Origin of the sequence: Nocardia amamiensis, from assembly GCF_015477605.1 — a bacterium.
Taxonomy (GTDB): Bacteria; Actinomycetota; Actinomycetes; order Mycobacteriales; family Mycobacteriaceae; genus Nocardia; species Nocardia amamiensis_A.
In genome coordinates, this window is the sequence record NZ_JADLQX010000002.1 from 53,493 (window position 1) to 70,499 (window position 17,007).

13 protein-coding genes and 1 riboswitch are annotated in these 17,007 nt (G+C 68.5%); of the genes, 8 read left to right on the top strand and 5 right to left on the bottom strand.

Annotation, left to right across the window (positions count from 1 at the left end; genetic code table 11):
- Window positions 1-28: 28 nt before the first annotated feature.
- Entirely contained in the window at window positions 29-475 is a 447-nt protein-coding gene (locus tag IU459_RS02725; protein WP_195127853.1) for a hypothetical protein, read from the top strand.
- 459 nt (window positions 476-934) lie between these two features.
- Here the strand turns inward: IU459_RS02725 and IU459_RS02730 are convergent, their stop codons facing one another.
- On the bottom strand, window positions 935-2,398 hold the full coding sequence (locus IU459_RS02730) for a DHA2 family efflux MFS transporter permease subunit (protein ID WP_195127854.1): 1,464 nt from the start codon (window positions 2,396-2,398) through the stop codon (window positions 935-937).
- A gap of 195 nt (window positions 2,399-2,593) precedes the next feature.
- Here IU459_RS02730 and sigJ point away from each other — a divergent pair, with 195 nt between their 5' ends.
- Window positions 2,594-3,523, top strand: a complete 930-nt coding sequence (gene sigJ, locus IU459_RS02735; RefSeq protein WP_195127855.1) for an RNA polymerase sigma factor SigJ — start codon at window positions 2,594-2,596, stop codon at window positions 3,521-3,523.
- Here sigJ and IU459_RS02740 read toward each other — a convergent pair.
- Entirely contained in the window at window positions 3,502-4,923 is a 1,422-nt protein-coding gene (locus tag IU459_RS02740; RefSeq protein WP_195127856.1) for a short-chain fatty acyl-CoA regulator family protein, read from the bottom strand. The two genes, sigJ and IU459_RS02740, sit on opposite strands and share 22 nt — an antisense overlap.
- A gap of 144 nt (window positions 4,924-5,067) precedes the next feature.
- Here IU459_RS02740 and IU459_RS02745 point away from each other — a divergent pair, with 144 nt between their 5' ends.
- A complete protein-coding gene (locus IU459_RS02745) occupies window positions 5,068-6,591 on the top strand; it encodes an MmgE/PrpD family protein (protein ID WP_195127857.1) in 1,524 nt (507 codons plus the stop codon).
- An 8-nt stretch (window positions 6,592-6,599) separates the two neighbouring features.
- On the opposite strand, the gene IU459_RS02750 is transcribed toward IU459_RS02745, so the two are convergent.
- On the bottom strand, window positions 6,600-6,773 hold the full coding sequence (locus IU459_RS02750) for a DUF1737 domain-containing protein (RefSeq protein ID WP_195127858.1): 174 nt from the start codon (window positions 6,771-6,773) through the stop codon (window positions 6,600-6,602).
- Window positions 6,774-6,799: 26 nt separating this feature from the next.
- On the opposite strand from IU459_RS02750, the gene prpB reads away from it, so the two are divergent.
- The 3 genes from prpB to IU459_RS02765 all read left to right on the top strand — a co-directional run bounded on the left by prpB (window position 6,800) and on the right by IU459_RS02765 (window position 9,325).
- Window positions 6,800-7,717 carry a methylisocitrate lyase gene (gene prpB / locus IU459_RS02755; protein WP_195128154.1) on the top strand — a complete coding sequence of 306 codons (918 nt, stop codon included), beginning with the start codon at window positions 6,800-6,802 and terminating at the stop codon, window positions 7,715-7,717.
- Window positions 7,714-8,838 (top strand): bifunctional 2-methylcitrate synthase/citrate synthase, encoded by a 1,125-nt coding sequence (locus IU459_RS02760; RefSeq protein ID WP_195127859.1) that lies wholly within the window; start codon window positions 7,714-7,716, stop codon window positions 8,836-8,838. Before prpB ends, IU459_RS02760 begins: the two co-directional genes overlap by 4 nt.
- Before the next feature lie 115 nt (window positions 8,839-8,953).
- Window positions 8,954-9,325, top strand: coding sequence for a nuclear transport factor 2 family protein (locus IU459_RS02765; RefSeq protein ID WP_195127860.1), 372 nt, complete (start codon window positions 8,954-8,956; stop codon window positions 9,323-9,325).
- A 7-nt stretch (window positions 9,326-9,332) separates the two neighbouring features.
- On the opposite strand, the gene IU459_RS02770 is transcribed toward IU459_RS02765, so the two are convergent.
- Window positions 9,333-9,587, bottom strand: coding sequence for a hypothetical protein (locus tag IU459_RS02770; RefSeq protein WP_195127861.1), 255 nt, complete (start codon window positions 9,585-9,587; stop codon window positions 9,333-9,335).
- A 531-nt stretch (window positions 9,588-10,118) separates the two neighbouring features.
- Window positions 10,119-12,419, bottom strand: a complete 2,301-nt coding sequence (gene metE / locus IU459_RS02775; RefSeq protein WP_195127862.1) for a 5-methyltetrahydropteroyltriglutamate--homocysteine S-methyltransferase — start codon at window positions 12,417-12,419, stop codon at window positions 10,119-10,121.
- A gap of 118 nt (window positions 12,420-12,537) precedes the next feature.
- A riboswitch (cobalamin riboswitch) is annotated at window positions 12,538-12,768 on the bottom strand.
- A 234-nt stretch (window positions 12,769-13,002) separates the two neighbouring features.
- Between metE and IU459_RS02780 the strand changes: the two genes are divergently transcribed.
- Together IU459_RS02780 and rsmD are read left to right on the top strand one after the other, a co-directional pair.
- Window positions 13,003-16,407, top strand: a complete 3,405-nt coding sequence (locus IU459_RS02780) for a pyruvate carboxylase (RefSeq protein WP_195127863.1) — start codon at window positions 13,003-13,005, stop codon at window positions 16,405-16,407.
- On the top strand, window positions 16,404-16,967 hold the full coding sequence (gene rsmD / locus IU459_RS02785; protein WP_195127864.1) for a 16S rRNA (guanine(966)-N(2))-methyltransferase RsmD: 564 nt from the start codon (window positions 16,404-16,406) through the stop codon (window positions 16,965-16,967). Before IU459_RS02780 ends, rsmD begins: the two co-directional genes overlap by 4 nt.
- Window positions 16,968-17,007: the final 40 nt, after the last annotated feature.

Below are 17,007 nucleotides of genomic sequence, written 5' to 3' on the forward strand. Positions count from 1 at the left end.
ACCGCTCGGGGAAAGAGAAGGAAACACTATGCGGTACATCATGTCTCGGCTCGGGGCCGCTCTTGCCGCCATTATCGCTGCCTTGCTGGCCGGTACCGGTTCGGTCGGCGCGGTCCCGGCATCGGTTCGAGCGCCGGCCTGTGACCTGCGCATCGTCTACGACAAACCGACCGTCCTTGCTCCGCTGGTTATCGCCGATGCTGCCGCGGTCTGCGATCACGCACCTGATCGTCACACCGTCGAATTCAGCCTCGACTACTACAACAGCGGGACATGGGTCCGCCAAGCGTTGATCTACGAATCAGGTGTCCCGACGCGCGGCCGACGCATCGACTATCACGTCAGCGCGGAGTGCCGTGTCGGTGATTGGCGCGCTGTCGCCCGCGCTACTGGTTCGATGCAGGGTCGCCCGTTCGATGCCAGGTTCATCAGCCAGACGCGTAGCATTTCGCGCACCGAATGTCCGGGAGGATGAACGCATGGGAGTTCTACACCGCAGTTACGGAGAGGTGGAGGAGCCAGCGCCGCTCTGGCGGCGTCTGCGTACCGGGCTCGGTCTGTACCGCCATCTGATCTGGATGCGGATACGCGGGCCACGCCACAGCGGTCCGGTGTCGCCCCGACCGCCCGAATGGTCCGGCGACATGTGAACCGACAACAATGCCAGCGGCCCCAGCTCCTCGAAAATGAAGGGCCGGGGCCGCTCGGTTGCTGACTGTATCGATCGCGTTACTCACAGTGCGGCTCGCGCCCTCCGGCAAAGTTTCAGATCCATTCGGCGCGAAAGTGATTGTCAGCGATCCCATCCGGCAGTCAGCCAGTAGGTCCGGTGAACTCCGAGTAGTCGAAGTGGGTGCGTCGTTCTAGTACCGGTGTGGTGGACGACATCGGTGGTGTGGCCGGGAGTCGATCGATTCCCAGCCACCTGCCGACCTCAGACCGCCGCGGGCTCGGTCGCCGACGCCGTGGACTCGGCATCCCCCCGCGCGTTGACGGTCCACAATCCAAGGATCGCGGCGACCACTCCGATGACGCCGCCGACGAACAGCGCCCGCCCGAACCCGGCATTCATCGCCTCGATCGGTGCGTGGCCGGCCGCGAGCTGCGCATTGGTGTGTGAGGTCGCGACGGCGGTGAGCACCGCGAGACCCAGCGCCCCGCCAAGTTGCTGCCCGGTATTGAGTAGCGCTGCGGCCAGACCGGCTTGTTCCGGCGGCACACCCGCGTTCGCCGCGGTGGTGTTCGCGACGAAGACACCACCGGCGCCCAGCGACATCACCAGCATGCCCGGTAGCAGATCGGTGAGATAGGACCCGTCGGTCGAGATACGCGACAACAGCAGAACGCCCAGCCCGCACAGCAGCGACCCGAGCACCGTGAAGACCCGGGTTCCGGTCTTGGCGAAGAACTTCGTCGCCAGACCCGCGGCCACGCCGATGGTCAGACTCACCGGAAGGTAGGCGACGCCCGCCTCGAACTCGCCGTAGCCGAGCACTGTCTGCATGTACAGCGTGACGAAGAAGAACATCGACAGCATGCCCGCGGCGATCACCAGGTGGGACAGGTTCGCCGCGGCCAATCCGCGGATGCCGAAGATCGACAACGGGACCAGCGGGTCGGCGGTGGCGCGCTCGTTGACGACGAACGCGACGAGCAGAACCGCGGAGGCGCCGAGCACGCCGATCGTGCGCGCGTCGCCCCATCCGTATTCGGGGGCCTTCACCAAGCCGAACACCAGCGTCATCAGGCCCGCGGTCGCCAATACCGTGCCGAGCACGTCGAAGCCGCGCCGGATGTCATTGCGCTGGTCGTTCGGAATCAGCAGCGGGATGGCCACCAGCACCAGCAGGCAGACCGGCGTGTTGACGTAGAAGACCCAACGCCAGCCGGGCCCTTCGGTGATCACCCCGCCGAGGAACACGCCAGCGGCCGATGCCAAACCCGCTGCGCCACCCCAGATTCCGACCGCGGTGTGCCGATCGGAGCCCTCCCGGAAACTGGTGGTGAGAATCGACAGGGCGGCGGGCAGCATCAGCGCGGCGCCGATGCCCTGTGCGAAGCGAGATCCGATCAGCAGCCCGCTGTTCTCGGCGAGCCCGCCGAGCGCGGAGGACACGCCGATGACGACGGTCCCGGCGATCAGGACCCGGCGGCGTCCGAGCAGATCGGCCAGTCTGCCGCCGAGCAGCAGCAACCCGCCGTAGGTGAGCAGATACCCGCTGGTGACCCACTGCAGCGTCGGCACCGACATGCCGAGTTCGCGTTGGATGGTGGGCAGCGCGACGTTCACGATGGAGGCGTCGACGAAGTCGAGGAAGGCGACCGTGCAGAGCAGGGCTAACGTGAGTTTGCCGCGGCGGGTCGCCAAGAACGATGGTGTTTCGGTTGGTGCGAGCACTCCGATGTCCTCTCTCGATGCGGACGTTGTCGTCCTTGCGAACCGAGAGCCGCGGCGCGCGGCGGATGTGACATCGCGACGCGGAGCCGAGAGACGGATCACAATCCGGGTCCGGACGTCACATATCGCGGCGCTGTCACGCTCCTATGCGTGAGACCGATGCAGGCGCGGTCGTCCGTATATAGAGGAGGTCCGATGACCGAGACCGCCGACGAAGCCGCCACGCGGGTGTTCGCCGACCACCGGGAACTGCTGTTCTCGGTGGTCTACGCCATGCTGGCCAGCGTCGCCGACACCGAGGACGTGCTGCAGGAGACCTGGCTTTCCTGGGCTGCCCGGGTGGGTGAGGGCAGCGAGGAGATCCGGCATCCCCGGGCGTATCTTGTGCGCATCGCGGTGAACCAGGCGCTCGCGCGGCGCGCGGCGATCAGTCGCAGGCGCGAGACCTATGTCGGCCCGTGGCTGCCCGAGCCGCTGGTCTCCGACGCGCCGCAGCTCACCGAGGACGCGGCGGAGGGCGCGCTGCGTGCCGAATCGGTGTCCATGGCGGTGCTCGTGGTGCTGGAGACGCTCACTCCGCTGGAGCGCGCGGTCTTCGTGCTGCACGAGGTGTTCGGCTATCCGCACGCCGACATCGCCGAGGTCCTCGGCCGCACCCCGGCCTCGGTCCGGCAACTCGCTCACCGGGCCAGGGAGCACGTGCACGCGCGGCGGCCACGCTACCGAGCCGATCCGCACACGCAGCGTCAGGTGACCGAGAAGCTCGTCGCCGCGCAGGCGGACGGCGACCTGGCCGGTCTGCTGGAACTGCTCGCGCCGGACGTCGCGTTCTGGTCCGACGGCGGCGGCAAGCGGCGGGCCGCGCTGCGTCCGATCCACGGCCGCGACAAGGTCGCCCGCCTGCTCACCGGGCCGAATCTACTCAGCGACGTGCCCGATTTCGGTGTCGGATACCGGTTCGTGAACGGCGACCCGGCCGCGCTGTTCTTCTCCGCGGGCGCGCCGTTCGCGGTCGTCGTCCTCGATATCGATCCGGCTACCGACCGGATTCGCGAGATCTACGCCGTGTCCAATCCGGACAAACTCACCAGGATCGAAGCCGGTCAGCGGCCGACGCGCGGGTAGGGCAGATCGGTGCTGGTGTGCTCGGTGATCGCCAGCGGGCTGCCGATGTGCGGGAACGCGCGCTGCGGGCAGGCGGGACGCTCGCAGACCTTGCAGCCCGCGCCGATCGGCACCGCGGACGCCGGGTCGTCCAGCTGCAAGCCCGCCGAATACACCAGGCGCTCGGCGTATTCGATGTCGCAGCCGAGCCCGATGGCGAAGCTCTTCGCCGCCGTGCCGAACCCGTGCGGCGCGACCGCGGCCGTGCGAGCGATCCACAGGTAGCGGCGTCCGTCCGGCATCTCGGCGACCTGGGTGAGAATGCGGCCGGGATGGGCGAACGCCTCGTGCACCACCCACAGCGGGCAGCTGCCGCCGACCCGGGAGAAGTGGAACGCGGTGGCGGACTGGCGTTTGGAGATATTGCCCGCGCGGTCGGTGCGGACCAAGAAGAACGGGACGCCGCGCTGTCCCTGCCGCTGCAGGGTACTGAGCCGATGGCAGATGGTTTCGAAGCCGACCTCGAAACGCAAGCTGAGCAGGTCGATGTCGTACTGCAGTTCCTCCGCCGACCGCAGGAACCGCCCATACGGCAGCACCAGCGCTCCCGCGAAGTAATTGGCCAGCCCGATCCGGGCCAGCGTGCGGGATTCGCCGGTCAACGACGGGGTCTCGGCCAGCACCGCGTCCAGCTCGGCGCCGTACAGCAGGAAGGCGAGGGTGGTGGCGATCTGGAAAGCGCGCTGGCCGGGACGCAATCGCCGGGCCAGCGTCAGCGTGCGGCTCTCCGGGTCGTAGTGCCGCTTGGGGATGGCCGGGTCCGCGCCGTCGCCGCGCACCAGAACCGTCATCCCGGCGCGTTCCTCGGCGATCCGCGCGAGCTGGCGATCGAGCGAGCCGATGGACAAGCCGGAGTTCTCGAACAGCTGCTCGGCGGCGATGTCCAGCTGCGGGATGTGGTTGTGGTGGTCGTAGAAGAAGTCGCGCACGTCCTCGTAGGGCATCGGCACCCCGGGCGCGCCCGCGGGCGCGGACACCCGCGCTGAGAGCAGATCGAGCTGGTCGGTAGCCGCCCGTAGTCGGCGGTGCATCGCCACCACGATCCTGGCTATCTCCGGCTGGCGCGTCGCCAGCTCCTCCACCTCGGTGAGCGGGGCGGTGTGCCCGCCCGCGGCGTCCACCAGCACTTCGTGCAGGTCGGACACGAGGCGCGCGTCCGAATCGGCGGCGAAGAACTGGACGTCGAGGTCGAAGGTGGAATTGAGTTTCAGCAGTACGGGAATGGTGAGGGGCCGCTGGTCGCGTTCGAGTTGATTGAGGTAGCTGGGCGACAGGTCCAGCGATTTCGCCAGGGCCGCCTGGGTCATCCTCCGCTCTTCGCGCAACCGCCGAAGCCGGGCGCCCGCATACATCTTGCGCACGTGCACGATGGTAACGGCGCCTATTCGCAATCATCGCAAAATCGGGGATTGTGTCCCGCGAAAATATGCTTTTGCGAGGTATTCAGCAATATGTCCGGCCTGCGTAGCGTGCGAAGAGGGATTGCACACGCTCGTGGAGGACGCATGAAGAGACACATCGTACGCGCACGCGCCGCCGCCGAGGCGTTTCCGCGCTCGGAACATCTCGCCACCAAGATCGCCGAGGTCGCCGCGGATCCGGTCGAGGTGACCGCCGAGGTCAGCGCGATGATCGTGAACCGGATCATCGACAACGCCGCCGTGGCCGCCGCCGCGCTTACCCGCCGCCCGGTGACCGCCGCGCGTGCCCAGGCCACCGCGCAGCCCTACCGCCCGCGCGCGGGCCGGTCAGGCGCGACGGTGTTCGGACTGCCTGCGCGGCAGCGGGTTCCGCCGGAGTGGGCGGCCTGGGCCAATGGCGTCGCGGTACGTGAATTGGATTTCCACGACACGTTTCTCGCCGCGGAATACTCGCATCCGGGCGACAACATTCCGCCGATCCTCGCCGTCGCCCAGCATCTCGGCCGCAGCGGCGCCGATCTGGTCCGCGGGCTGGCCACCGGCTACGAGATCCAGATCGACCTGGCGCGCGGCATCTGCCTGCACGAGCACAAGATCGATCATGTCGCCCACCTCGGCCCGTCCGCCGCGGCGGGCATCGGCACGCTGCTGCGGCTCGACACCGAAACGATCTATCAGGCCCTCGGTCAGGCGTTGCACACCACGACCGCGACGCGGCAATCCCGCAAGGGGGAGATCTCCAGCTGGAAGGCCTACGCTCCCGCCTTCGCGGGCAAGATGGCGGTCGAGGCGGTGGATCGCGCGCTGCGCGGTGAATCCGCGCCCGCGCCGATCTGGGAGGGTGCCGACGGCGTGCTCGCCCGCCTGCTCGGCGGCCCGGACGCCGAATACCATGTGCCGCTGCCCGGTCCGGGCGAGGTCAAACGCGCGATCCTGGACAGCTACACCAAGCAGCATTCGGCCGAGTACCAGAGCCAAGCGCCGATCGACTTGGCGCGCCGGATGCGTCCGCGAATCGGCGATCTGGATCGCATCGCCTCGATCGTGCTGCATACCAGCCACCACACGCACGTGGTGATCGGCACCGGATCCGGCGATCCGCAGAAGTTCGATCCGCACGCCAGCCGCGAAACACTGGATCATTCCGTTCCTTATATCTTTGCGGTGGCGCTGCAAGACGGAAGCTGGCATCACGAACGGTCGTACGCGCCGGAGCGGGCGCGGCGGCCGGACACCGTCGCGCTGTGGCGCAAGATCAGCACCACCGAGGACCCGGAGTGGACCAGGCGCTACCACGCCACGGATCCCGGCGAGAAGGCGTTCGGCGCGCGAGCTGTGGTGACGCTGACCAGCGGCGAGACGATCGTCGACGAACTGGCCGTCGCCGACGCGCATCCGCTCGGCGCACGTCCCTTCGGTCGAGCGGAGTACATCGAGAAATTCCGCACCCTCGCCGAAGGGGTGCTCGAGAAAACCGAGCAGGACCGCTTTCTGGATGCGGCCCAGCGGACGCCGGAACTGGCCGCCGGGGAACTCGACCAGCTGAACTTCACCGTGTCCGACGAGGTGCTCGACCGGGCGCCGCGCACTCCGGAGGGGATCTTCTGATGGTGGCGTCAGTCGTTGTCCAAGATCACCGCTTGCGCGGCGATCACGTTCTTGCCGTCGAAGGTGATCGCGGGCGAGCCGTGCAGCCGATACCCCTGCGCCAGCAGCTCGCTGATCCGCGCGCAGAATCGCGCGTCGTCCACGCCGGTGATGAGTCGGTAGCGCAAGGGTTCGTCGGTCATGCCCTGAGCGTAGGCCGGTGGGTGCGGTGACCGGCCTGCTGGCGGCCGGGACGAGCGCGGCGCAGAAGCGTGTGGCGTTCCGGGCGGGCCTCGGCTCGGGGCGCATCCAGCGACTACCCGGCGCGTTCGATCCGCTGGTGGCACGGCTGATCCAGGAGATCGGGTTCGAGGGCGTCTACCTCTCCGGCGCCGTGATGTCGGCCGAGCTGGCGTTGCCCGACATCGGGCTGACCAGCGCCGGCGAGGTGGCCGCGCGGGGGCAGCAGGTCGCCAGGGTCACCGATCTCCCGGTGCTCGTCGACGCCGACACCGGTTTCGGGGAGCCGATGAACGCCGCGCGGACCGTAACCCTTCTGGAAGACGCGGGGCTGGCAGGCTGCCATATCGAGGACCAGGTGAACCCCAAGCGCTGCGGCCACCTCGACGGCAAGGCCGTGGTCCCGGTCGAGGACATGGTGCGGCGCCTGCGGGCGGCCGTGTCGGCCCGGCGCGACCCGAACTTCGTCATCTGCGCCCGGACCGACGCGCGCGCCACCGAAGGATTGGCCGCCGCGATCGACCGGGCCGAGGCCTACGCCGACGCGGGCGCGGATCTGATCTTCACCGAAGCGCTGACCGACGCCGCGGAGTTCACGGAATTCCGTGCTGCCGTGGAAGTTCCGCTGCTGGCCAACATGACCGAGTTCGGCAAATCCGAGCTGCTGTCCGCATCCGCCCTCGAGGAGATCGGCTACAACGCGGTCATCTATCCGGTGACCACGCTCCGCCTGGCCATGTATGCCGTGGAGCACGGGCTGCGCGAGATCGCCCGCAGCGGAACGCAATCCGCGCTGCTCGGGTCAATGCAGCACCGGTCCAGGCTCTACGAGCTGCTGCGTTACCGGGAGTACGCCGAATTCGATGCTGGAATATTCACCTTCACCGGAAGCGAGTCGCTGACATGACCGAGATCAAGAAGGGCTTGGCCGGGGTGGTCGCCGACACCACCGCCATCTCGAAGGTGGAGCCGGAGACCAACTCGCTGACCTATCGCGGCTACGCCGTGCCGGACCTGGCGCGGCACTGCGGTTTCGAGGAGGTCGCGTACCTGCTCTGGTACGGCGAGCTGCCCGATGCCGCGCAGCTGGAGTTGCTGTGTCAGCGCGAGCGTGCGCAGCGGCGCGTCGACCGGTCGATCCTGTCGCTGGTCGAGAAGATGCCGGAGTCCTGTCATCCGATGGACGTTGTCCGCACGGTGGTGAGCTACCTCGGGGCCGAGGACGCGGAGGAGGATCTGGGCGGTACGCCCATCCAGCGGGCGTTGCTGGCAAAAGCGCTGCGCTTGACCGCGATGTTGCCGACCGTGATCGCCACGGCCATGCGGCGGCGGCGCGGCCTGGACCCCGTCCCGCCGCACCCGCATCTGGGCTTCGCGGCCAACTTCCTCAACATGTGCTTCGGCGCGGTGCCCGACCCGCTGATCGTGCGGGCATTCGAGACCTCGCTGATCCTCTACGCGGAGCACGGTTTCAACGCCTCCACCTTCGCCGCGCGGGTGGTCACCTCCACGCGATCGGATATCTACAGCGCGGTCACGGCCGCCATCGGGGCGCTGAAGGGCCCGCTGCACGGCGGTGCCAACGAGGCTGTCATGCACGCCATGCTGGAGATCGGCGAACCGGAGCTGGCCGGGGCGTGGCTGCGCGCAGAGCTCGCGGACAAGCGCAAGGTGATGGGCTTCGGTCACCGGGTCTACAAGAACGGCGATTCCCGCGTACCGGCCATGCGGGCGGAGCTGGAGCGCGTCGCGGCGGTGACCGGAGGTGAGCGCTGGTTGCGCATGTACGTCGAGCTGGAACGCGCGATGGCAGAGGCGACCGGGCTCGCGCCGAATCTCGATTTTCCCGCCGGCCCCGCCTATTACCTGATGGGGTTCGACATCGCGATGTTCACGCCGATCTTCGTGATGAGCCGGATCGCCGGGTGGACCGCGCACATCATCGAGCAAGCGGTATCGAACGCGTTGATCCGCCCGCTGTCGGAGTACACCGGCGTACCGCAGCGGGAGCTGGCCCTCAGGCGCTGACCGGAGCGACCTGCCCGGTGGGTGGGCCTTCGATTCCCTTCCCTACCGAGCAATTGCTTGGTTGAATCGAGGGGCGAACCCCGCCCGCCGGCTAGCAGGAAAGTGAGCCACGCGAATGCCGACTCCCGACGAGCTCGTCCGTGCGATGTGCCGAAGCTGGTCCGACCCCGATCCCGACCGGATCAGTGCGTACTTCGCCGAAGACGCTGTCTACCACAACATTCCGATGGAACCCATCGTCGGCCGCGCTGCCATCCGCGACTTCATCGCCGGCTTCCTGACCACCTTCGACGCCATCGACTTCGACATCCACCACCAGATCGCGTCCGGCAACGTGGTCATGAACGAACGCACCGACACCCTGCTCTCCGCAGGCCGCGCGACCCCACTCCCGGTCATGGGCTTCTTCGAGGTCACCGACGGCGCCATCAGCACCTGGCGCGACTACTTCGACATGGCGGTCATCAACAAGGCTTTCGGACTGTAGGGCTGGGTCAGCCGAAGGCTTCGTCCTCGGATTCGGCGGTGGCGGCTTTGCGAATCCAGGATTCGAGTTGGTCGATGTTCATGCACCCGGCGATCTTGACCCGCACGTGGTCCGCGATGGTGATCCCGCGAGCGTCGAGGGCCATGAGGAGCAGTCGCGCGGCTTCCTCGGCTCGTCCCTCGGCTCGTCCCTCGTCGCGCCCCTGTGCGACGTACTTGCGGGCGAAGTCGCTCTGATATTCGTACTTGAAGGCGGATGTCATGAGTTCCTCCAATTTGGCTGCGTCCGGAACATCTCTACGAGCACTTCGTGCTGCTGCGTCGGCATGGCAACGGAAGTTACACGGGGACAGCGATATTCGGTATCGCGGAAATTAGTCGCGATTGCCTGGAACCGAATCGGGTGAGCACGCGTCGAAGTAGGGCAAGAGGGGAAAGACCGAGTCGGAGATGACGTGCGAGGAGGGGTCTGCCGATGGAGCGTTGTTCCGGGTGTCATACGGCGTGGCGGAAGGGGATGCGGGCGCGGGCGCGGGTGCTGCCGGTGGCGCGGCGGGAGGAGCCGTGTGAGCGGTATACGTCACGGCGGCAGCGTCCACGGCCGGAACCGGAGCCCGAATGAGTCCGTAGGGGATTGGCTTCCGGGGAGGATATTTCGCTCGGCGGGTCAAGACTCGGTCGATGGGGATCGGGGCGAGCGCTCAGGACCGCAGGCAACGCGGTCGGTCGGGACGTGAGCCGGCGCCCCCTTCGCCGGGGGAAGGGGGCGCCGATCACCGCTCAGGCGGACGCGTTCACCGCACAGCCGCCGCCGCGGCGACCATATTGCGCAGCGAGGCTTCCACTTCGGCGCGTCCCCTGGTCTTCAATCCGCAATCCGGATTGACCCAGAGACGTTCGGCTGGAACGGCTTTCAGCGCGGCTCGCAGTGAGGTGGTGATCTCGTCCACGCTGGGCACCCGCGGCGAGTGGATGTCGTACACGCCCGGGCCGACGCCCAGATCGAAGCCCGCCGCATTGAGGTCGTCGAGCACCTCCATGTGCGAGCGTGCGGCCTCGATCGACGTGACGTCGGCATCCAGCCCGGCGATCGCGTCGATCACCTCGCCGAACTCCGAATAGCACAGGTGCGTGTGGATCTGCGTGGCATCCGAGACACCGGAGGTGGCGAGCCGGAACGACCGCACAGACCACTCCAGGTACGCGGGCTGGTCCGCCGCGCGCAGCGGAAGCAGCTCGCGCAGAGCCGGTTCGTCGACCTGGATGATCCGGATGCCCGCCGACTGCAGGTCCACGGTCTCGTCCCGGATCGCCAGCGCCACCTGGCGTGCGGATTCCTCCAGCGGCTGGTCGTCGCGGACGAACGACCACGCGAGAATGGTCACCGGGCCGGTCAGCATCCCTTTGACCGGCTTGTCGGTGAGCGACTGCGCGTAGCCGATCCACTCGACGGTCATCGGCTCCCGGCGCGCCACGTCTCCGAACAGGATCGGCGGCCGAACGCAACGCGTCCCGTACGACTGCACCCACCCGTGCTCGGTGGCCGCGAAACCGTCCAGCTGCTCGGCGAAGTACTGCACCATGTCATTGCGCTCCGGCTCGCCGTGCACCAGCACGTCCAAGCCCAGGTCCTCCTGGAGCGCGACGACGTCCGCGATCTCGGCGCGCATGCGGCGCACGTACTCCGCCTGATCGATCTCCCCCTTGCGCAGCGCGGCCCGCGCCAGCCGGATCGCGGAGGTCTGCGGATAGGAACCGATCGTCGTGGTCGGCAGCGCGGGCAGCCGCAAACGATCCCGTTGCAGCTCACGGCGCTGCTCGGCGGGCGCACGGTGGACGGCGTCCGGCCCGAGCGCGGCCAACCTGGCCCGCACCTGTGGGTTATTCAGTCGTGGATCCGACCGCCGCGCCGCCAGCGCCGCCTGCACCGCGGCCAAGTCGGCACCGATCGCTTCCGGTCCCTCGTGCAGGCCGGTGGCGAGAAGCTGTACCTCCGCTACCTTCTCCGCCCCGAAAGCCAGCCACCACCGCAGTCGCTCGTCCAACCGGGTCTCCGCGGCCAGCGTGTACGGCACGTGCAGCAACGAGCACGAGCTCGAAACCGCCACCCGCCCGGCGGATCCCAGCAAAGTGCCGAGGGTGGCGAGGGCGCGGTCCAGATCGGTGCGCCACACGTTGCGTCCGTCCACCACTCCGGCGACGACCAGCTTGCCCGCGAGGGCGGGCACCGCCGCCACCGCGGAAACATCGGTGCCGGAGGTGAAGTCGACGGCGACGGCCTCGATACCGGTTCCGGCCAGCGGGGCGAGCGCGGCACCCGGATCACCGAAGTAGGTCGCGACCAGGATCGCGGGACGCTCGGTCGCCTCGGCCAGTTCGGCGTAGGTGATCTGCACCAGGTCGATCTCCTCCGCCGTGAGGTCGGTGACCAGCACCGGTTCGTCGATCTGCATCCACTCCGCGCCCGCGACGGCGAGCCTGCGCAGCAGCTCCCGATACAGCGGAAGCAGCTCGAGCAGCCGGGCCAGTGCCGGGCCGCCGGTCGCCTTCGCCAGCTTCAGGAAGGTGATCGGACCGATCACCACCGGCCGCGCGGGTACGCCCAGCTCGAGCGCCTCCCGCAGTTCCTCCAGCAGCTTCTCCGGGTGCAGCGAGAACGCGGTGTCCGGGCCGATCTCCGGCACCAAGTAGTGGTAGTTGGTGTCGAACCACTTGGTCATTTCCAACGGTTCGACCGTGTCGGTGCCGCGAGCGGCGGCGAAGTACCGATCCAGCGGATCGGCGATCCCGGCGACCCGAGGCGGCAGCGCGCCGAGCAGCACGGCGGTGTCGAGCATCTGGTCGTAATAGGAGAAGGTCCCGACGGGGATCGAGTCCAAGCCCGCCGCGAGCAGTTCGGTGAGCTGAGCACGCCGTAGCTCACGTGCCACAGCGTGCAACTTCTCGGCGTCGATATTGCCTGCCCAATACGCCTCGATGGCCCGTTTGAGCTCGCGCCGCGGCCCCACTCGTGGTAGCCCGAGAACCGTTGCGGTGAACGGATTTTGCTGTGAAACAGTCACGATGTTTCTCCATTGCTGAGGACGAAAAGCCATCGCCATACGGGCAGGCGGAGAACCTTATGACATGCCGGAGATATTCCCGGCCGAGGAGCCCGACATGTCAGCTGGTGGTCCGCGCGCCCAATCCACGAGGCGGTGGCCGCCGGATACGGCGTACCCGGCACGGCTGGCAGGTCTTCGGACTCGCGGGCACCGGCCGGGGGACGGTCCGGCTCGCGCCGGTGTTCCCGATGGCCGACCTACTGGCCGTCGCTTCCCGAGTCGCGGCACCTTGCGGCCCGGTGAACTCAGTGCCTGATGACGGCGGTCGTTCCTGCATACCGCTGCGGGACAGTCCCGGATTCCCACCGGGTTCCCTCTCGCCCGCCGTGACGTCGCCGCACGGACGGGCTCGACTCCGTCGCGCGACGTAGGGGCTCCATCTCGCCGCGCACCGGTGAACCAGCTGCTCCTTCAGCATAGGCTGCCCCGCCTCTCCGGGCATGATTGCTCCCCCGAAGCTCATGTATCGGGACTGTGAACGCAACTTCGCAACGGTGCTAGGGGCCTTTGTGAAGAGCCTTGCGAAGGGGGATTCCTTGTTCGTGCTTTTCACGAAGCCGGGTACCTTAGGTCAATGTTCTCGAAAGTCTTGGTTGCCAACCGTGGCGAGATCGCCATCCGCGCCTTCCGCGCGGCCTACGAACTCGGCATCGGGACGGTCGCCGTGTTTCCCCATGAGGACCGCAATTCGGTTCATCGGCTGAAGGCGGCGGAGTCGTATCAGATCGGGGAGCCAGGCCATCCGGTCCGGGCGTACCTGTCCATCGATGCGATCATCGAGGCGGCCAAGTCGGCGGGGGCGGACGCCATCTACCCTGGCTACGGCTTTCTCTCGGAGAACCCGGACCTGGCGGCGGCCTGTGCCCGGGAGGGCATCACCTTCATCGGGCCCTCGGCCCAGGTGCTCGAGCTGGCCGGGAACAAAGCGCGCGCCATCGAGGCGGCCAAGGCGGCCGGGCTTCCGGTGCTGCGCTCCAGCGCGCCGTCGGCGGACGTGGACGAGTTGCTCGCCGCGTCCCGGGAGCTGCAGTACCCGATCTTCGTCAAGGCGGTCGCAGGCGGTGGCGGACGCGGCATGCGCCGCGTGGCCGCCCCCGAGCAGTTGCGTGAGTCGATCGAGGCGGCCTCGCGGGAGGCGGAGTCGGCGTTCGGCGATCCGACCGTGTTCCTCGAGCAAGCGGTGGTGAACCCGCGGCACATCGAGGTGCAGATCCTGGCCGATCAGCACGGCAACGTGATGCACCTGTTCGAGCGAGACTGCTCGATGCAGCGCCGTCACCAGAAGGTCATCGAGCTCGCGCCTGCGCCGAACCTGGATCCGGCGCTGCGGGAACGGATCTGCGCCGACGCGGTGGCCTTCGCACGCCAGATCGGCTACTCGTGCGCGGGCACCGTGGAGTTCCTGCTCGACGAGCGCGGCAACCATGTCTTCATCGAGATGAACCCGCGCATCCAGGTCGAGCACACGGTGACCGAGGAGATCACCGATGTGGACCTGGTGCAGTCGCAGTTGCGCATCGCCGCCGGAGAGACCCTCGCCGACCTCGGGTTGAGCCAGGACGCGGTGACGATCCGGGGCGCGGCGCTGCAGTGCCGGATCACGACCGAGGACCCGGCCAACGGATTCCGCCCGGACACCGGCCGCATCACCGCCTACCGCACGCCGGGCGGCGCGGGCATCCGGCTGGACGGCGGTGCGAATCTCGGTGCCGAGATCGGCGCCTACTTCGACTCGATGCTGGTCAAGCTCACGTGCCGCGGTCGCGACTTCCCGTCGGCGGTGGCGCGGGCGCGACGGGCGCTGGCGGAGTTCCGCATCCGCGGTGTGGCCACCAATATCCCGTTCCTGCTCGCGGTGCTCGATGATCCCGACTTCAAGGCGGGCCGGGTCACCACGTCGTTTATCGACGAGCGTCCGCAGCTGCTCACCCTGCGCCAATCCGCCGACCGCGGCACCAAGATCCTCGAGTACCTGGCCGATGTCACCGTGAACAAGCCGCACGGTGAGCGGCCGACCACGGTGTACCCGCACGACAAGCTGCCCGCGATCGACCTGAGCGTGCCGCCGCCGGACGGCTCGCGGCAGCGGCTGCTGGCGTTGGGTCCGGAGGGTTTCGCGCGGGCGTTGCGCGAGCAGAAGGCGGTCGGCGTCACCGACACCACCTTCCGCGACGCGCACCAGTCGCTGCTGGCCACCCGGGTGCGCACCAACGGCCTGCTCGGTGTGGCCAGGCACGTCGCGCGCCTGACGCCGGAGTTGCTGTCGATCGAGGCGTGGGGCGGCGCGACCTACGACGTCGCCTTGCGGTTCCTGTACGAGGACCCGTGGGAGCGGCTGGCCGCGCTGCGCGAGGCGGTACCGAACATCTGTTTGCAGATGCTGCTGCGCGGCCGCAACACCGTCGGCTACACCCCGTATCCGGAGCAGGTGACCCGCGCGTTCGTTTCCGAGGCAACCGCGACCGGCATCGACATCTTCCGTATCTTCGACGCGCTCAACAATGTCGACCAGATGCGTCCGGCCATCGACGCGGTGCGCGAAACCGGGACGGCGGTGGCGGAAGTCGCCATGAGCTACACCGGTGACCTGGCGAATCCGGACGAATCGCTCTACACCCTCGACTATTACCTGAAGCTGGCCGAGCAGATCGTCGACGCGGGCGCGCACGTGCTGGCCATCAAGGACATGGCCGGTCTGCTGCGCGCCCCGGCCGCTACCAAGCTGGTCACCGCGCTGCGCAGCAACTTCGATCTGCCGGTGCACGTGCACACCCACGACACCCCCGGCGGACAGCTGGCCACCTACCTCGCCGCCTGGCAGGCCGGTGCGGACGCCGTCGACGGTGCGAGCGCGGCGATGGCCGGAACCACCAGCCAGCCCGCGTTGTCGGCGATCGTCGCGGCGGCAGCGCACAGCGAGTACGACACCGGTCTCGATCTGCAGAATGTGTGCGATCTGGAGCCGTACTGGGAGGCGCTGCGGAAGGTGTACGCGCCGTTCGAGTCCGGGCTGCCCGCACCCACCGGCCGGGTCTACACCCACGAGATCCCCGGCGGTCAGCTGTCGAATCTGCGGCAGCAGGCCATCGCGCTCGGTCTCGGCGACCGGTTCGAAGAGGTCGAGGCCAAATACGCCGCGGCCGACCGGCTGCTGGGGCGTCTGGTGAAAGTCACGCCGTCATCGAAGGTCGTCGGCGACCTCGCGCTCGCGCTGGTCGGTACCGGCGTCGACATCGAGGACTTCGCCGCCGACCCGGGCCGCTACGACATCCCCGACTCCGTGATCGGGTTCCTCCGCGGCGAACTCGGCACTCCCGCAGGGGGATGGCCCGAGCCGTTCCGCAGCAAGGCGTTGGCCGGTCGCGGCGCGGCCAAGCCGGAGACACCGCTGACCCCCGCGGACGAGAAAGGGCTGGCCGGTACCTCCGAAGAGCGGCGCGCCACGCTCAACCGCCTGCTCTTCCCCGGCCCCACCGCCGAATTCCTCGCCCACCGGGAGAAGTACGGCGACACCTCCGGACTCTCGGCCAACCAGTTCCTCTACGGTCTGCGCCGTGGTGAGGAACACCGGGTGCAGCTGGAGAAAGGCGTCACCCTGCTCATCGGCCTGGAGGCGATCTCGGAGCCGGACGAGCGCGGCATGCGCACGGTGATGTGCATCCTGAACGGGCAGCTGCGGCCGATCTCGGTGCGTGACCGCTCGATCGCCAGCGACATCCCCGCCGCGGAGAAGGCCGACAAGGCCAATCCGGGGCACGTCGCGGCCCCGTTCGCCGGCGTGGTGACTCTCGCTGTGTCCGAAGGCGATTCGGTCGCCGCGGGCGAAACCATCGGCACCATCGAAGCCATGAAGATGGAAGCCGCGATCACCGCGCCGCGCGCGGGCATCGTCGGACGCGTCGCGATCGGCCCGGTGCAGCAGGTGGAAGGCGGCGATCTGCTCATCGAGCTGACCGTGCGGGAATCCTCCGCCCAATGACCCGGATCGTCGCGGGGACGGCGGGCGGGCGGCGCCTGCGGGTGCCGCCCTCGGGCACCCGCCCGACCTCCGATCGGGTACGGGAGGCGCTGTTCAGCGCCTTGGACGCGCGGCTGGACTTCGCGGGCGCCCGCGTGCTCGACCTTTACGCGGGCTCCGGCGCGCTCGGGTTGGAGGCGCTCTCGCGCGGCGCCGAGCACGCGTTGCTCATCGAGTCCGACCGCAAAGCGGCCGCGGTGGTGCGCGGCAATATCACCGAGCTCGGGCTGCCCGGCGCCGAGCTGCGCGTCGCGACGGTGGCCAGCGTGCTGCGGCTGGGCGGTGCAGGTGGCTTCGACGTGGTGTTCTCCGATCCGCCCTACGCGGTCGACAACGCCGCCGTTCTCGCCGACCTGCGCGCGCTGGCCGAGCACGGCTGGCTGCGTCCCGGCGCCGTGGTGGTGCTGGAGCGTTCGGCGCGTTCGCCCGAAACAGCTTGGCCCGCAGGCTTCCTCCCCGCGAAGCCGCGCCGGTACGGCGAAACGCGCATCGATCTGGCGGAGTTCGAGCCGGAGGAGTAGACGCGGGCGTGGCCACGCGTGCCGCAGGGCCGCGGCCCTG